At 71.5% G+C, this 15,694-nt stretch carries 14 protein-coding genes and 2 tRNA genes; 14 read left to right on the top strand and 2 right to left on the bottom strand.

The annotated features are described in order from the left end of the window. The first annotated feature begins 18 nt into the window (after window positions 1–18). The 6 genes from AB0C87_RS19265 to AB0C87_RS19240 all read left to right on the top strand — a co-directional run bounded on the left by AB0C87_RS19265 (window position 19) and on the right by AB0C87_RS19240 (window position 8,287). Window positions 19–1,566, top strand: coding sequence for a DUF2079 domain-containing protein (locus AB0C87_RS19265; RefSeq protein WP_360578723.1), 1,548 nt, complete (start codon window positions 19–21; stop codon window positions 1,564–1,566). 411 nt (window positions 1,567–1,977) lie between these two features. Next, complete coding sequence (locus AB0C87_RS19260; RefSeq protein WP_345174829.1) at window positions 1,978–2,634, top strand: hypothetical protein; 657 nt, start codon at window positions 1,978–1,980, stop codon at window positions 2,632–2,634. A 174-nt stretch (window positions 2,635–2,808) separates the two neighbouring features. Next, complete coding sequence (gene serA, locus AB0C87_RS19255; RefSeq protein ID WP_360578721.1) at window positions 2,809–4,398, top strand: phosphoglycerate dehydrogenase; 1,590 nt, start codon at window positions 2,809–2,811, stop codon at window positions 4,396–4,398. Between the two features lie 871 nt (window positions 4,399–5,269). Then, the gene (locus AB0C87_RS19250) at window positions 5,270–5,911 is read left to right on the top strand and encodes a (2Fe-2S)-binding protein (protein ID WP_360578719.1); all 642 of its coding nucleotides are present in this window, start codon (window positions 5,270–5,272) and stop codon (window positions 5,909–5,911) included. Between the two features lie 58 nt (window positions 5,912–5,969). Continuing rightward, the gene (locus tag AB0C87_RS19245; protein WP_345174835.1) at window positions 5,970–7,019 is read left to right on the top strand and encodes a 3-isopropylmalate dehydrogenase; all 1,050 of its coding nucleotides are present in this window, start codon (window positions 5,970–5,972) and stop codon (window positions 7,017–7,019) included. 164 nt (window positions 7,020–7,183) lie between these two features. Next, a complete protein-coding gene (locus tag AB0C87_RS19240; protein WP_360578765.1) occupies window positions 7,184–8,287 on the top strand; it encodes a branched-chain amino acid aminotransferase in 1,104 nt (367 codons plus the stop codon). A 58-nt stretch (window positions 8,288–8,345) separates the two neighbouring features. Here AB0C87_RS19240 and AB0C87_RS19235 read toward each other — a convergent pair whose 3' ends face one another. Together AB0C87_RS19235 and AB0C87_RS19230 are read right to left on the bottom strand one after the other, a co-directional pair. Then, window positions 8,346–8,915 (bottom strand): hypothetical protein, encoded by a 570-nt coding sequence (locus AB0C87_RS19235; RefSeq protein WP_360578717.1) that lies wholly within the window; start codon window positions 8,913–8,915, stop codon window positions 8,346–8,348. Between the two features lie 77 nt (window positions 8,916–8,992). Next, window positions 8,993–9,232: a cold shock domain-containing protein gene (locus tag AB0C87_RS19230; protein WP_345174838.1), complete on the bottom strand. Its 240-nt coding sequence runs from the start codon at window positions 9,230–9,232 to the stop codon at window positions 8,993–8,995. A gap of 386 nt (window positions 9,233–9,618) precedes the next feature. Between AB0C87_RS19230 and cimA the strand changes: the two genes are divergently transcribed. The 8 genes from cimA to AB0C87_RS19190 all read left to right on the top strand — a co-directional run bounded on the left by cimA (window position 9,619) and on the right by AB0C87_RS19190 (window position 15,467). Then, window positions 9,619–11,196, top strand: coding sequence for a citramalate synthase (cimA, locus tag AB0C87_RS19225; RefSeq protein ID WP_345174840.1), 1,578 nt, complete (start codon window positions 9,619–9,621; stop codon window positions 11,194–11,196). Between the two features lie 38 nt (window positions 11,197–11,234). Further along, window positions 11,235–11,513: a GNAT family N-acetyltransferase gene (locus tag AB0C87_RS19220; protein ID WP_353835678.1), complete on the top strand. Its 279-nt coding sequence runs from the start codon at window positions 11,235–11,237 to the stop codon at window positions 11,511–11,513. A 240-nt stretch (window positions 11,514–11,753) separates the two neighbouring features. After that, window positions 11,754–12,122: a hypothetical protein gene (locus AB0C87_RS19215; protein WP_345174842.1), complete on the top strand. Its 369-nt coding sequence runs from the start codon at window positions 11,754–11,756 to the stop codon at window positions 12,120–12,122. Window positions 12,123–12,204: 82 nt separating this feature from the next. Then, on the top strand, window positions 12,205–13,761 hold the full coding sequence (locus tag AB0C87_RS19210; RefSeq protein WP_360578715.1) for a cellulose binding domain-containing protein: 1,557 nt from the start codon (window positions 12,205–12,207) through the stop codon (window positions 13,759–13,761). Window positions 13,762–13,783: 22 nt separating this feature from the next. Then, window positions 13,784–14,551: a fumarylacetoacetate hydrolase family protein gene (locus AB0C87_RS19205; RefSeq protein WP_345174845.1), complete on the top strand. Its 768-nt coding sequence runs from the start codon at window positions 13,784–13,786 to the stop codon at window positions 14,549–14,551. Window positions 14,552–14,561: 10 nt separating this feature from the next. Further along, entirely contained in the window at window positions 14,562–15,197 is a 636-nt protein-coding gene (locus AB0C87_RS19200; protein WP_345174848.1) for a DUF2461 domain-containing protein, read from the top strand. 101 nt (window positions 15,198–15,298) lie between these two features. Further along, window positions 15,299–15,370, top strand: a tRNA-Gln gene (locus AB0C87_RS19195). A 24-nt stretch (window positions 15,371–15,394) separates the two neighbouring features. Next, window positions 15,395–15,467: transfer RNA gene (locus AB0C87_RS19190), tRNA-Glu, on the top strand. Window positions 15,468–15,694: the final 227 nt, after the last annotated feature.

Raw genomic sequence — 15,694 nt, 5'->3', positions numbered from 1 at the left:
GGTGATAGCGTCCGGCGCGTGGTCGAGGCGGTGGCGGTGCAGGGACCGGCGGGCGGCTCCTCCGCGGGCCGCGGGGGCGCCCGCCGCCGGCGCGCCGCCCTGGCGGCGCTGGTCGCGGCGAGCGCGCTGCTGTACGGGACGTACTCGCTGATGCGGCTGCGCGCCTTCCGGACGGGCAGCTACGACCTGGTGATCTTCGACCAGGCGATCCGCTCCTACAGCCGGTTCGGCCTGCCGGTCGCCATCGTCAAGGGCGTCCACAACGACTTCGGCCCGGACTTCTCGATCCTCGGCGACCACTTCTCGCCCCTCCTCGCCCTGCTCGCGCCGCTCTACTGGATCCACGACGGACCGGCGACCCTGCTGGTCGCCCAGGCCGTCCTGCTCGCGCTCGCGATCCCGCCGATCTGGCGGTACACCGAGCGCAGGCTCGGCGCCCGTGCCGCCTACTGCGCCGCGGGCGCCTACGCGCTGTCCTGGCCGATCGCCGAGGCGCTCGCCTTCGACTTCCACGAGGTCGCCTTCGTGCCGCTGCTGTTGGCGCTGATGGTCGAGCGGCACGACGCGGGACGGCGGCTCCAGGCGGCGGCCGCCGCGTTCGCCCTGCTCCTGGTGAAGGAGGACATGGGGCTGCTGCTCGCGGGCTTCGGCCTCTACCTGCTCACCCGTCCCACCGGGCGGGGGCGGCGGAGCCTGCGGGGCCTGCGCGGACTCCTGCCGCCGGGAGACCGGCGGGCCGGCCTGGCCTACGTCGCGGTGGGGGTCGCCGCGACCTGGGCCTGCTCGCGCGTGGCCGTCGCGGCGTTCGGCGGGGACAACGACTACTACTGGGCGTACGGGGCGCTCGGTCCCGACCTTCCCCACGCCGCGGTGCACGCCGTCACCCATCCCTGGGACGTCCTCCGCGTCCTCGGCGACCCGCCGCAGAAGCTCCTCACGATGGCTCTGGTGCTGCTCCCGCTGCTCCTGCTGCCGCTGGCGTCACCGCTGACCCTCACCGCCGTCCCGCTGCTCGCCGAGCGGATGCTCGCCAGCCGGTTCAGCAACTGGTGGGAGCCCCACTACCACTACAACGCGTTCATCGTCGCCGTGCTCGTCCTGGCGGCTGCCGACGGGGCGGCCCGGCTGCGCGGACGGGCCCGGTTCGCGCGAGGCGCGCCGGGACGTCTGCCGTCCGCCGCGCCGATGGCGGGAATCCTCGCGGTCACGGTCGCTTTCGCGCCGTTCTTCGCCTATCGCCATTTGGCCGACCCCGCGCTGTGGCGGCCGAACGAGCGGGTCCGGGCCGCGTCCGCGGCCGTCGAACGCATCCCGGACGGCGCGCTCGTCGAGGCCGCGAACGGCCTCGGCCCGGCGCTGACGTCCCGCGCCCGCGTGCTGCTGTGGGACGACCGCTCGCACGGCGCGCCCTGGGTGATCGCCCAGGTGGAGCGGCTGGAGTTCCCCTTCGCCTCGCCCGCCGAGCAGCGGCGGCGGGTCGAGGGGCTCAAGGCGGAGGGGTACCGGGAGGTCTTCCAGAGAGAGGGCTACGTCGTCCTGCACAAGGACGTCCCCGATCCCTGGTGAGGCGGGGCCCGGCGGGCGGGTCCCCGGTAAGGCGAACGCCTGGTAAGGCGAAACGCGGCTTTTGGACAGATTGTCCGATGACCGATCATCGTCGCACGGGTAAGAATTCGAGTGAAGGCGCCTCCCGGCCAATCATCCCTACCCTTTCTGGGTACTTTGCCAGATACTTGAAGAAAGCCGTTACGGCCGGGGCCGGCGCGGGAGGAGAGCCTGCGCGAACACCCCGTGACCTCGGCCGGAGCGGGCCTTGGGGCGTGTACATGAGCGGTGTGAGGCTGAACGGCGGCGAGGCGAGGGCACCGGTGGGCGGTGGCCCGGAATTTCTCGTCCGGCGGGCAATGCGACGGGCAGGCGAATCCCCGACGATCCGCGCGGCGGACCGGGGAACCGGTCACGGCGGGGAGCCGTGACATGCCGGGGCGGGAGGACATGCCGGGGCGGGAGGACCGGGACGTCCGGCGCTTCGAGACGTGCGGGCGGGCGTGGATCGGCGTCCTGCGGCACGTGTGGGCGGCCGGGGAGGCGGGGCTGGAGGACGGCGGGCCCATCATCGAGGGGCCGCCGCTGCTGTTCGAGATCTGCTCGCTGAGCTGGGAGGACCCGATCCTGCGCGAGTACGGCGACCGGGCGCGCCTGGTCCGTCGGGCGCAGGAGCGCACCCGCCGGGCCGTCCGCGGGCGGTTCTGGCCGCGGCTGCACGACCTGCAGGGCCACGACCAGATCCGGTGGGTGGTGGACCTGCTGCGCGCGAGGCCGTGGACCACCAGCGCCTGGATCTCGCTCACGATCCCGGGCGAGCCGGCCGACGGGCTGCCGGCGCTCACCGCGCTGTCGTTCCGCATTCGCGGCTACCGTCTGATCATGACGGCGATGTTCCGGTCGCAGAACGTCCACCGCGCCTACCTGGCCTACATCCCGCTCCGCGAGGTGCAGGTCCAGGTCGCCGACGAGCTGGGGCTGCCGCCCGGGCCGCTGCGGGTGTTCGTGGACGTCCCGCACGTGCACGTCGGCGACGCCGAGCGGGTGGCGTCCGTGCTCGCCTCCGTGCCGGAGCCGAACGCCGCCTGACGAATCATTACAACGCAGGACGAACAGGAGTTACTGACGGGTCTTTCCCTGCCGCGAACCCCCGCCGCCCCCGGGTTATAGACTCACCGGAGGGGGCGAGGGCACGACGAGGTGACTCGCGACTTCACCTGCACAGCACACGAACACCTACTTTTCTCGAAGGACTGTTTCCACTTGAGCAAGCCCGTCGTCCTCGTCGCAGAAGAACTCTCCCCGGCCGGCATCGCCGTCCTGGAGGCCGACTACGACGTCCGCCACGTCGACGGCAGCGACAAAGAACAACTGCTGCCCGCCGTCGCCGACGTGGACGCCCTGATCGTCCGCAGCGCCACCAAGGTCACCGCCGAGGTGTTCCGGCACGCCAAGAAGCTCCGGGTCGTCGCCCGGGCCGGCGTCGGCCTCGACAACGTCGACGTGGAGGCCGCCACCAAGGCCGGCGTGATGGTCGTCAACGCGCCCACGTCCAACATCGTCACCGCCGCCGAGCACGCGATCGCGCTGCTCCTGGCCACCGCCCGGAACGTGCCGCAGGGCCACTCCGCGCTCAAGCAGGGCGAGTGGAAGCGCTCCAAGTACACCGGCGTCGAGCTCCAGGGCAAGACCGTCGGCGTGCTCGGCCTCGGCCGCATCGGCGTCCTCGTCGCCCAGCGCCTCGCCGCGTTCGACATGAACGTCATCGCCTTCGACCCCTACGTCCAGGCCGCCCGCGCCGCGCAGCTCGGCGTGAAGCTCGTCACGCTCGACGAGCTGCTCCGCGAGAGCGACTTCATCACCGTCCACCTGCCGAAGACGCCCGAGACCCTCGGCCTCATCGGCGACCGCGAGCTCCAGCAGGTCAAGCCGTCCGTCCGCATCGTCAACGCCGCCCGCGGCGGCATCGTCGACGAGGCGGCCCTCGACCTCGCGCTCAAGGACGGCCGCGTCGCCGGCGCCGGCATCGACGTGTTCAGCACCGAGCCGTGCACCGAGAGCCCGCTGTTCCACCATGACAGCGTCGTCGTCACCCCGCACCTCGGCGCCAGCACCCACGAGGCGCAGGAGAAGGCGGGCACCCAGGTCGCCCGCTCCGTGAAGCTCGCGCTGTCCGGCGAGTTCGTCCCGGACGCGGTGAACGTGCAGGGCGGCGCCGTCGCCGAGGACGTCAAGCCCGGCCTGCCGCTCGCCGAGAAGCTCGGCCGCATCTTCACCGCCCTCGCCGGCGGCGTCCCCGTCCGGCTGGACGTGGTGGTCCGCGGCGAGATCGCCGAGCACGACGTGAAGGTCCTGGAGCTGGCCGCGCTCAAGGGCGTCTTCGTGGACGTCATCGAGGAGGCCGTGACCTTCGTCAACGCGCCGCTGCTGGCCCGCGACCGCGGCGTCGAGGTCACCCTCACCACCAGCGAGGACAGCCCCGACTGGCGCAACGTCGTGCAGGTGCGCGGCACCATGTCCGACGGCTCCGTCGTGTCGGTGTCGGGCACCCTCACCGGCCCCAAGCACGCCGAGCGGATCATCGAGATCAACGGCTACAACATGGAGCTCGTCCCGACCGAGCACATGGCGTTCTTCTCCTACGTCGACCGCCCCGGCATCGTCGGCGCCGTCGGCAAGCTGCTCGGCGACGAGCAGGTCAACATCGCCGGCATGCAGGTCGGCCGCGACGCCAAGGGCGGCAAGGCGCTCATCGCGCTCACCGTCGACTCGGCCATCGCGCCCCAGCTCGTCGACGCCATCAGCCGCGAGGTGGGCGCCGACATGGGCCGCCGCGTCGACCTGGAGGGTTAGCCGCCGGGGGGCGACCCCCGCATGACGCGAAGGCCGGCCGTCACGACGGCTGAGCCTCGGGCGGGCGTCCGGCCACGGGCCGGACGCCCGCCCATCTCATATGCCGAGATTTTGAGCCACGGGTCGGGACAACCCGCCGAACCGCGGGTAGCCTCGCTGTAGTCATGCGGCGCTTCGTGGTAATCCTTCGCTGCCGCAGCGGGGCCTGAACATCGGCAGGCCGGCACCCGCTGCGGAGGCTCTGCCTGGCCGTGAGTCCGATGCCGAACCGGACCGTGCGAACCACGGCCCCCCCGGCGGCCCCTCTGGCCACCAGCCCAGCGATCGGAGCATTCCATCATGAACGAGACCCGGAACAACGCCCCCGCCGACGACGCCCAGGAAGAAGCCGCCCGCGCCCTGCAGACGGCCCTGGAAAGAAGAGCCGATTAATTCTTCTCCTCCTTCGGGCCTAGGGGCCCTCCATCGTCGAAGAATTAGGGCGATCGCTGGCATCGCTCCGTCTCGCCTGGCGGCTCGCTGCGCGATCAGGTTCTCGCTTCGCTTGAACCTGCCTTCGGACGCGATCGCAACCACTGAGGTTGTCGCGGGGTTGCGAGGCAGGCTGAGGCGGTTGCAGTAGTGGGTCCGGTCAGCGAGTCGGGTGCCGCGTAGTGGCCGCCTCTAAGGCCCGAGGTTGCCCGCCAGTCTCGCTGCGTCGTGCCGGGCAGCCGCTCCGCGCTCAGGTTTCGTTTGCTTGAAGCTGCCTTGGACGCGATCGCGAGCCTTGAGGGCGTGCGTGGTTGCGGTGCTGGGCGGGCGGGCCTTGCCCGGGCGCCGATGCGAGACTGGGGGAGTGGCGGGCGATGTGAGTAGTGCCGAGGTTCGTAGCGTGCTGGGGCGCGTTGCCGGGCTTGGGCCCTATTTCGAGCTCGTTGCGGAGGAGGTCTCCGGCGAGGCCGGCTGGGGGGCGTTTCCCGGGGGTGCCGGACGGCTGCGGGAGGTCGTCCGCGACCATGCCGGGCGGCTCGGGACCGATGAGACCCGGGTGGCGGCCTCGCTGCTCTTCCAGGGGCTCGCGGCGCGGATCTGGTCGCCGGTCGTCGCCGCGGCGGCGCTCGGGGTCGTGCCCGATCTTTCGGGGCTGCGGTGGCGGTGGGCGCCGGGTGAGCCGATCATGCTGGGGCTCGCCGACGTGCGCGGGTGGCGCGTCGGGAGCGTGGCCGAGGCCGTCGAGATCGTCCATCCCATGGTCGTGGACGGGCTGCTGCGGCCGCTGCGGGAGGCGCTGCTGGACTTCGTCAGGCTCGCGGACGGGCTGGTCTGGGGCAACGCGGCCTCGGCCCTCGCCGGGAGCCTGAACGTGGGGGCCGCCGATCCCGGGCGTGCCGCGATCGTGCGGGCGCTGCTCGCGCGGGAACCACTGGTCGGGGCCGGGTCCTTCGGGCCGCGCGGGTTCGTCCGGAACAATTGCTGCCTGTATTACCGCGTCCCTGGTGGTGGCATGTGCGGTGATTGCGGGCTGGCGCGCTGAATGCCCGCGATGTGAGACGAAAGCCCAAGCACTGAGACGTTTGCAGTAGAGTGCGCGCATGGCTTCGCGCAGCATTCGTCTGGCCGTCATCCCGGGGGACGGGATCGGCCCCGAGGTGGTCGCCGAGGGACTGAAGGTCCTCGACGCCGTGTCCGGCGACCTCACGTTCGAGCAGACCTCCTACGACCTGGGCGCCGCGCGGTGGCACCGGACGGGGGAGACGCTGCCCGACTCGGTCCTGGAGGAACTGCGCGAGCAGGAGGTCATCCTGCTCGGCGCCGTCGGCGACCCGAGCGTGCCGAGCGGCACGCTGGAGCGCGGGCTGCTGCTGCGGACCCGGTTCGAGCTGGACCACTACGTCAACCTGCGCCCGGTGAAGCTGTTCCCGGGCGTCAGCACCCCGCTGGCCGGCGTGACCCCGGACGACATCGACATGGTCGTCGTGCGGGAGGGCACCGAGGGCCCGTACACCGGCGTCGGCGGCGTCCTGCGCAAGGGCACCCCGCACGAGGTCGCCACGCAGGAGAGCGTCAACACCGCCTACGGCGTCGAGCGCGTCATCCGGTACGCGTTCGAGGTCGCGGCGTCGCGGCCGCGCAGGAAGCTCACGCTCGTCCACAAGGACAACGTGCTCACCTTCGCCGGTGACCTCTACCAGCGGACCCTGAAGCGGGTCGCCGCGGAGTACCCGCAGGTCACGACCGACTACTGCCACGTGGACGCGGCCACGATGTTCTTCGTGAGCCAGCCGCGGCGGTACGACGTCATCGTCACCGACAACCTGTTCGGCGACATCATCACCGACATCGGCGCCGCGATCGCCGGCGGCATCGGGCTCGCCGCGTCCGGGAACGTCAACCCCGACCGCACCGCGCCGTCGATGTTCGAGCCGGTGCACGGCAGCGCCCCCGACATCGCCGGACAGGGCAAGGCCGACCCGACCGCCACGATCCTGTCGGTCGCCATGCTGCTCGACCACGTCGGCGAGGGCGACGCCGCCCGCCGCGTCGAGCAGGCCGTCTCGGACGACCTGGCCGAGCGCGCCGCGCTGGGCGCCCGGTCCACGTCCCAGATCGGCGACGCGATCGCCAAGCGAGTATCCGGCTAGGGGCACGCCGCCTCCGGCCAGACCGGGCGTGCCCTCGCGGCGCGCCCGGTTTTCCGTATGCGCCCGCGTGGAGGAGCAGGTCTAGACGAAGTAGGACAATGGGGACTAGGAAGCCGATGCGGCGATGGGGCAGCATGGGCCATCCGCGAGAGGACGAGACCGCGATGAGCGACACCCTGGAATTCGAGATCACGCGCACCGAGCGGCCCGCGACCGCCGAGGACCGCGCGCGGATCCTGGCCGAGCCCGGTTTCGGCCGATACTTCACCGACCACATGGTCACGATCCGGTACTCGGCCGAGCGCGGCTGGCACGACGCGAAGCTCGAACCCTACGGGCCGATCCCGATGGACCCGGCCTCGCAGGTGTTCCACTACGCCCAGGAGCTCTTCGAGGGCCTCAAGGCCTACCGGCAGCCCGACGGTTCGATCGTCACCTTCCGGCCGTACATGAACGCCGCGCGGATGAACCGGTCGGCCAGGCGGATGGCGATGCCGGAGATCCCCGAGCAGCTGTTCGTGGACGCCGTCGAGACGCTCGTCCGCACCGACAAGGACTGGGTGCCCGACACCGAGGGCCACAGCCTCTACCTGCGGCCCTTCATGTTCGCCACCACGCGGGCGCTCGGCGTCAACAGCCCGGCCCACGAGTTCCTCTTCATGGTCATCGCGTCCCCGTCCGGCCTCTACTACCCGCGCGGCATCAAGCCCGTCTCGGTGTGGCTGTCGCAGGACTACACCCGCGCGGCGCCCGGCGGGACCGGGGAGGCCAAGTTCGGCGGCAACTACGCCGCGTCCTTCGCCGGCCAGGCCGAGGCCGTCGCGCAGGGCTGCGACCAGGTCGTCTGGCTCGACGCGGTGGAGCACCGCTGGGTCGAGGAGGTCGGCTCGATGAACCTCATGTTCGTCTACGGCTCCGGGGCCCAGGCCCGGCTGCTCACCCCCGCGCTCACCGGCACCCTGCTCGCCGGCGTCACCCGCGACTCGATGCTCAAGCTGGCGCCCGACCTCGGCGTGCCCACCGAGGAAGGCAAGATCAGCATCGACGAGTGGGAGGCGGGCTGTGCCTCCGGCGAGATCACCGAGGTGTTCGGCTGCGGCACCGCCGCGATCATCAGCCCGGTCGGCCGGGTCAAGGGCCGGGACCGCGAGTGGACGATCGGCGACGGCGAGCCCGGCGAGATCTCGATGCGGCTGCGCCAGGAGCTGGTCGGCATCCAGTACGGCACCCGTCCCGACCCCTACGGCTGGGTCCACAAGATCGTCTGACCGGCGGCGCCGGCGGCGCGCGCCCGCAGCGGCGCGCCGCCGGACCGGTCCGGGCCGCTCAGTGGCGGATGTGCACGGACGTCTCGACGACCGGGCCCTTGCTCGCCGGTCCCGCGCCCCGCGAGGACGGGTTGATGGCGTAGTTGAACGAGAAGCCGACGAAGGCGCGGCCGGGGCGGCCGCCCTCCTGCACCGCGAAGGTGCAGATGCCCGAGAGCGTGTAGACCTTCCGGACGCGGTGCGGTGCCACCGTGGAGTGCCAGAGGTAGCCGACGGGGACGACGTGCCGGTCGTGGTACCGGCCGTTCAGCCCGGTCGCCGTGCAGACGGCCCTGCTGCGCGCGATCGCCCGCAGCCTCGCACTGGTGATCTGGAACAGCCACGGCATCGGGTAGCCCCTGGAGGGCCTGGCCACGTTCACCTGCGCGTGGAACCGGCCGACCGAGTCGCGGTAGACGAACGACTGGCGGCTTTTCGTGAACGTGAAGTAATGGGTGGGTGCGGCGCGTTCCGGACGCCCGGCCGCGGACGCGGCGGATGCGGCGGACGCGGTGGACACGGTGCCGAGCGCCATCACCAGCGCCGTTCCGGAAGCGGCCGCGACCCGGCCGTATGTGTGCATGCGCATTCCAGGAATTCCCTTCGGAAAGGTTCGCCGTCCGCCACGTCGGGTGGACGGCCTCGGTCAGCCCGCCGCCCGGGTGCTCAGCCGCGGCCGACCGACCGCACGTACAGCGCGCGGTAGGCGTAGCCGTCCTGCTCGGCCTCCTCCCAGGTGAAGAGCACGCTCTCGCCCGGGTCGAGCGAGGCGAAGGCACCCGGTTCGGCCTGCACGTCCGAGAAGTGCGCCCAGACCTCGCCGGGCACGTCGGGTGAGACCAGAACCCCCCACCCGGCATCGTCGTCCCAGGACGCCACCGTCCCGCGGACCGGTTCGCCGCTCATCGGATCCCCCTTCTCCGGCGGACAGTGCGATCCTCATTCCTTTTACCGTGAAAGCGCAAGTGCATTTCGGGGTGAGGAATGTATTGCCATCATCTTTTGATTGGTAATCGTTCTTTATTGTGCAATGGACTCCAAGGGGAGAAAGTCGCGTTATGGCCGCGGGGCGGCGGCGGGGCGGCGGCGGGTCCGGCGGCGACGTCCCAGCATCTGAGACGGATGTCCAAGATCCGAGGACCATGTGGCAGACTGTGAGCATCATGCGCCACAGCCTCGTGATTATCGGCTGGCGCGCCGGCAGCTAACGGGACACCGCCGGCGCGCAGACCTCTCACGTCCGTGAGGGGTCTTTTTTGCGTCCTGGCGCTGGTCCCCCTGGGGGTTCTCACATGCAAGGCGACGCGTTCCACGTCTACGACACCACTCTGCGCGACGGCTCGCAGCAGGAGGGGCTCAACCTCTCCGTGCCCGACAAGCTCGCGGTCGCGCGACATCTGGACGACCTGGGCGTCGGCTTCATCGAGGGCGGCTGGCCGGGCGCCAACCCCAAGGACACCGAGTTCTTCAGGCGGGCTCGAACAGAGCTCGACCTGAGGCACGCGCAGCTCACCGCGTTCGGCGCGACCCGCCGGGCCGGGGTGAAGGCGGCCGACGACCCCCAGGTCGCCGCTCTGCGCGAATCCGGCGCGTCCGTCGTGACCCTGGTCGCCAAGAGTCACGACAGGCACGTCGAGCTGGCCCTCCGCACCACCCTGGAGGAGAACCTCGCGATGATCCGCGACACGGTCTCCCACCTGCGTGCGGAGGGCCAACGGGTCTTCCTGGACGCCGAGCACTTCTTCGACGGCTACAAGGCCAACCGCGCCTACGCGCTGGAGGCCGTCCGCACCGCCGCCGAGGCGGGCGCCGACGTCGTCGCGCTCTGCGACACCAACGGCGGCATGCTGCCGGACGAGCTGGCCGAGGTCGTGCACGAGGTCGTCGGCCACGGCGTCCGCGTCGGCATCCACTGCCACGACGACTCCGGCTGCGCGGTCGCCAACACGCTCGCCGCCGTCCGGGCCGGCGCGACGCACGTCCAGGGCTGCGCGAACGGGTACGGCGAGCGCAGCGGCAACGCCAACCTGTTCACCGTCGTCGGGAACCTCCAGCTCAAGCGGGGCATGAGCCTCGTCTCCGACGCCCAGCTCGCCGAGATGACGCGGATCGCCCACGCCGTCTCCGAGGTCACCAACGTCGCGCCGAGCTCGCAGCAGCCGTACGTGGGCGTGTCCGCGTTCGCGCACAAGGCCGGGCTGCACGCGTCCGCCGTCAAGATCGACCCCGACCTGTACCAGCACATCGACCCGGCCGCCGTCGGCAACGACATGCGGATGCTGGTGTCCAGCATGGCCGGGCGCGCGTCGGTCGAGCTGAAGGGCCGCGAGCTCGGCTACGACCTGTCCGGGGAGAAGGCCAAGGCCGTCGTGGCCCGGGTGAAGGAGCTGGAGTCCACCGGCTACACCTTCGAGGCCGCGGACGCCTCGTTCGAGCTGCTGCTGCGCGAGGAGCTGACCGGCGTCCGGCAGCGGCACTTCGAGGTCGAGTCGTGGCGGTCGATCGTGGAGCGCCGGCCGGACGGCTCCATGATCAGCGAGGCCACCGTCAAGCTGCACGCCAAGGGCGAGCGGATCATCGCGACCGGTGAGGGCAACGGCCCCGTCAACGCCCTCGACAACGCGCTGCGGCTCGCGCTCGGCCGCCTCTACCCGGAGCTGGCGCGGCTGGAGCTGGTCGACTACAAGGTCCGCATCCTGGAGGGCGCGCACGGCACCGACGCGCGGACCCGGGTGCTCGTCGAGTCCGGCGACGGCGAGCGCGAGTGGGGGACCGTCGGCGTCGAGGACAACGTGATCGCCGCGTCCTGGCAGGCCCTGGAGGAGGCCGTCACCTACTGCCTGCTCCGCGCCGGCTACGAGGCCGGCTGAGGCGGGAATCTCCGCGCGGTCGCGGGCATTATCAGGGCATGAGCACCGAGATCAGCGACAACGCCGAGCAGAGCCGCTACGAGATCCGGGTGGACGGCGACCTCGCCGGATTCGCCGAGTACGAGCGGGGCGAGGGCACCGTCGTCTTCACCCACACCGAGGTCGACTCCGCGTTCGAGGGCAAGGGCCTGGGCAGTGCGCTGGCACGTGGCGCCTTGGACGACGTCCGCTCCAAGGGTTTCTCGGTCGTCCCGCTGTGCCCGTTCATCAAGAAGTGGATTGACAGACACCCGGATTACCATGGCCTGGTGCGCTAGCCGCGTCGCGTTAAAGGAGCGCGCCGATGCTCGCGGACACGGGGAGCGGCCCGTTCGTTCGGATGAACGGGGATCTTTCCGTGAGTATCGGTACGGTCACGCAGAAAGTTCGCCAAACCGGCGAAACCGGTAGCGGATTTCAGTTGAAGGATCCACTATGGCATTCTGCGCGGCACGTGCGCGCAAGCCCCGTCCCCTGTGAACCGATGTCCCTGCGACCCGACCCGCCGGAGTGATCGTATGCCTGTCCGACCCTGGAGCCCCGAGGACCTTGGGCGTCCCACGGACGGGACCTGGGCCGACGTGGCGTTCGGCCTCGGCGAGACGTACGAGCGCGAGGGCCGTCTGGAGCAGGCGGCCGGCTGGTACCGGCGGGCGGCCGAGTCCGGGAGCGCCGACGCCGCGCTGCGCCTCGGCGCCGTCCTCGGGCGGATGGCCGACGCCGGAGCCGACCACACGGCCGTCGAGCTGCTGGCGGAGGCGACCCGCTGGCTCAGCGGCGCGCAGGACGCCACCACTCCCGACGCGATCGAGCTCATCACCGCTACGCTCAACCGGCAGATGCGGCAGGCCGCGCGCCGCGGACTCGAACCGGCCCCCGCCGGCTGACGCCGTCGGGGCGGGGGGCGAACCGATCCGTCACGCCGGTCGTCGGACTCCATGAGATCGGCGTCAGTGGAAGGTGGACGAGTTGAGCGGCGAGGACTCCGGGTACGTGCCCCCGGACCACAAGACGACCGCCGAGTTCGGCGTCTCCAGGAAGTCCCCGGTGTCCGGAGAGCTGCCCCTTCCCGGGACGGTGGACGGTCCGGCCGACGGCGACGACCTGGACGACGACCTCTTCGACGGGGACGCCACGACCCATGACGTCCCCCAGTCGGACGCCGTGGTGATGCAGGACCTCCCGTCCGACGACCCCGAGGACGATCTGGAGACGACGTACCAGGACGGTCCGGGCGTCGAGCCGGACGACGACTTCGACAGGACGCTGCGCGACCCGGGCGTCATCACCTTCCAGAAGCCGCCGCCCGCGGACACCGTCGACGAGCTCGACGTGACCGCGTTCCAGCCTCCCGCCACCTTCACCGACATCCCCATGGAGCAGCCCGCCAGGCCCGCGCCGCCCCCGGCCGCTCCGCCCGTCCCGCCCCAGGCCGCTCCGGCCGTCCCGCCACTGGCGCAGCCGGCCGCCTTCGAGCAGGGCGCGAACCCGGCGCCGGTGTACGCCCAGCCTCCCGCTCCGTACCAGGAGCCGCCGCCCTTCCGGGAGCCGGCGCCCTTCCCCGAGCCGGCGCTCTTCCCGGAGCAGGCGCCCCCGTCGGAGCAGGCGCCGCCCGCGCAGGTCGCGGCCCAGGCCGCCGCCCCGATGCCCGCCGAGGCGCCGTGGACGGAGCAGTTCGCCTCCGAGGAGGAGACGGCGAACCCGGCGGAGAGCGGCCCCCCGGCGTTCGCCTACGGGATGCCCGGGGCCCCTTCCCCTGCCCAGAGCACGATGCCCCCGCACCACGAGTCGACCGTCCCGCCGATGCCGCCGCCCGCGGTGGCGTCGCCGTCCGGCGGGCTGCCCGGCGGGCCGCCCGGCGGGCAGCCGCCGTCCCGGTCGCGGCGGCCGCCGGTCCTCATCCTGCTGGGCGCCCTGGTGGTGGTCCTCGTCCTGGTCGGCGTCGTGGCGCTGGTGCTCGGCGGCGGCTCCGAGAAGGGCAAGGCCTCCGGCCAGACGTCCCCGACCCCGTCGGCGAGCGGTCCGGCGACGGGCGGCGGCACCGGACCAGCGTCGTCCGGCGCGCCCACGCCCGGCGGCGGCGCGCCCGCCACGCCCCCGCAGTCCGGGGCCCCCACGAACCAGCCGCCCGGGGGGCAGCAGCCTGGGGGGCAGCAGCCCGGCGGGCAGCCCGTCACGCCGCCCCCGGTGACCACCGCCCCGATCGGGCCGCTCGTGCAGGGCAAGGGCATCACGTACCAGCTCGTCCAGCAGGACAGCGGGTACTTCGAGGGCAAGATGGTCATCACGAACCACACCAAGAAGCCCCTGAAGGCGTGGAAGCTGACGTTCAAGGCCCCCCGCGCCGACGTGAAGAACATCTGGGGCGCCCGGCTCGTGCACGGCGGCTCCACTGTCGAGATCAGGAACCTGGACGGCGTCCCCCCGATCCAGCCCGGCTCGACCTGGGACATCCAGTTCGGCGCGGCCGGGACGGCGTCCACCCCGAAGTCCTGCGTGCTGAACGGCAGGGCCTGCGGCTTCTGACCGGCGTACTAGGCTCTTGACCATGCGTATCGCCAGATTCTCCACCGACGACGGCATGTCCTTCGGTGTGGTGGAGGAGAACACCGTCGCCGTCATCGCGGCCCACCCCTTCGGGGAGCTGACCTTCACCGGGCAGCGCCTCCCGCTCGCCGACGTCCGGCTGCTCGCCCCGATCCTGCCCAGCAAGATCATCGCGATCGGGAAGAACTACGCCGACCACGTCCGCGAGATGGGCGGGGACGAGCCGCCCGCCGAGCCGGTGCTGTTCTCCAAGCCGTCCACCGCCGTGATCGGCCCCGAGGAGGCGATCGCCTACCCGCAGAAGCTGTCCGAGCGCGTCGACCACGAGGGCGAGCTCGCCGTCGTCATCGGCCGGATGTGCCGCGAGGTCCCGGCGGCCCGCGCCGCCGAGGTCATCCTCGGCTACACCTGCGCCAACGACGTCACCGCCCGCGACCTGCAGGCCAAGGACGGGCAGTGGACGCGGGCCAAGGGCTTCGACACGTTCTGCCCGATCGGGCCGTGGATCGAGACCGAGGTCGATCCCGCCGACCTGTCGATCTCCACCACCGTCAACGGGGAGGTCCGGCAGGAGGCCCGCACGTCCCTGCTGCTGCACGACGTCCCCACCCTGGTCGAGTACGTCAGCCAGGTCATGACGCTGCTGCCCGGCGACGTCATCCTGACCGGCACCCCCGCCGGCGTCGGCCCCCTGGAGGTCGGGGACGAGGTCACCGTCACCGTCGAGAACATCGGCAGCCTCACCAACCGGGTCATCGCCCGCGACTGAGGGGGCCCAGGTGTTCAGCGGCTTCAGCGACGAGGCGTTCGCCTTCTACGAGGGTTTGCAGGCCGACAACAGCAAGCCCTACTGGACGTCCCACAAGGACGTCTACGAGCGCCACGTGCGTGAGCCCTTGGCCGAGCTGTGCGCCGAACTCGAAGGCGAGTTCGGCGCGGTCAAGCTTTTCCGCCCCTACCGCGACGTCCGGTTCAGCAAGGACAAGACGCCGTACAAGACGCACCAGGGCGGCCACACCAGCGAGGGCTTCTACATCCAGGTCGACGCGGACGGGCTCATGGTCGCGGGCGGCATGTACGCCCCGACCCCCGACCAGCTCCGCCGCTACCGCGAGGCCGTCGCCTCCGACACCCACGGCGCCGAGCTGCGGGCCATCGTGGACGACCTCCGCGCCGCCGGCATGGAGATCGCCGGCGACCGCCTCAAGACCCGCCCGCGCGGGACCGACCCCGACCACCCCCGGCTGGACCTCCTGCGGCACCGCTCCCTCTACGCCCGCGAGGGCTGGCCCGCCGACCCGTGGATGTCCGACGCCGACGAGGTCGTCTCCCGGGTCGGCGCGTCCTGGCGGCGCCTCCGCCCCCTCGTCGCCTGGGGTCACGAGCACATCGGACCGCCCGACTTCACCCGATGACCCTCCGGTCGGCCAATCGTTTTGGCCCTGCTCCCACTGTCCTGTATTCTCTTCGAGGCGCGAGCAACCAGCCGGAAACGGTTCGGGAGCCCGTACCTCACTGGGGTATGGTGTAATCGGCAGCACGAGTGATTCTGGTTCACTTAGTCTAGGTTCGAGTCCTGGTACCCCAGCTGCGTCCGCTCAGGCGGACACATGCCCCCGTCGTCTAGTGGCCTAGGACGCCGCCCTCTCAAGGCGGTAACGGCGGTTCGAATCCGCTCGGGGGTACGTGGCGGGCTTCCCTGCTCGTTGAGGCCCTTTGGGCCTCAACTTCGCCGGGGCCCGCAGTGTCTTCCCAGGGGGGCGACCCCCTGGAACCCCCGGTGTTCGGGCTTCGCCCTCACTTGGTTGGGGCGTACGCCTAGAGGGTTTTTTCTGCGACGTCCAACCGGCGTTTTTCTGTCGCCTTCGTGCGATTCCCTCGTGTTGGCGGTTTGTGTCGACTGGCGCTTTCC

This window comes from Actinomadura sp. NPDC048021 (genome assembly GCF_040653135.1).
Taxonomy (GTDB): Bacteria; Actinomycetota; Actinomycetes; order Streptosporangiales; family Streptosporangiaceae; genus Spirillospora; species Spirillospora verrucosospora.
Note: the sequence above shows the minus strand (reverse complement) of the source record. Positions and strands in the feature narration are given on the sequence as shown.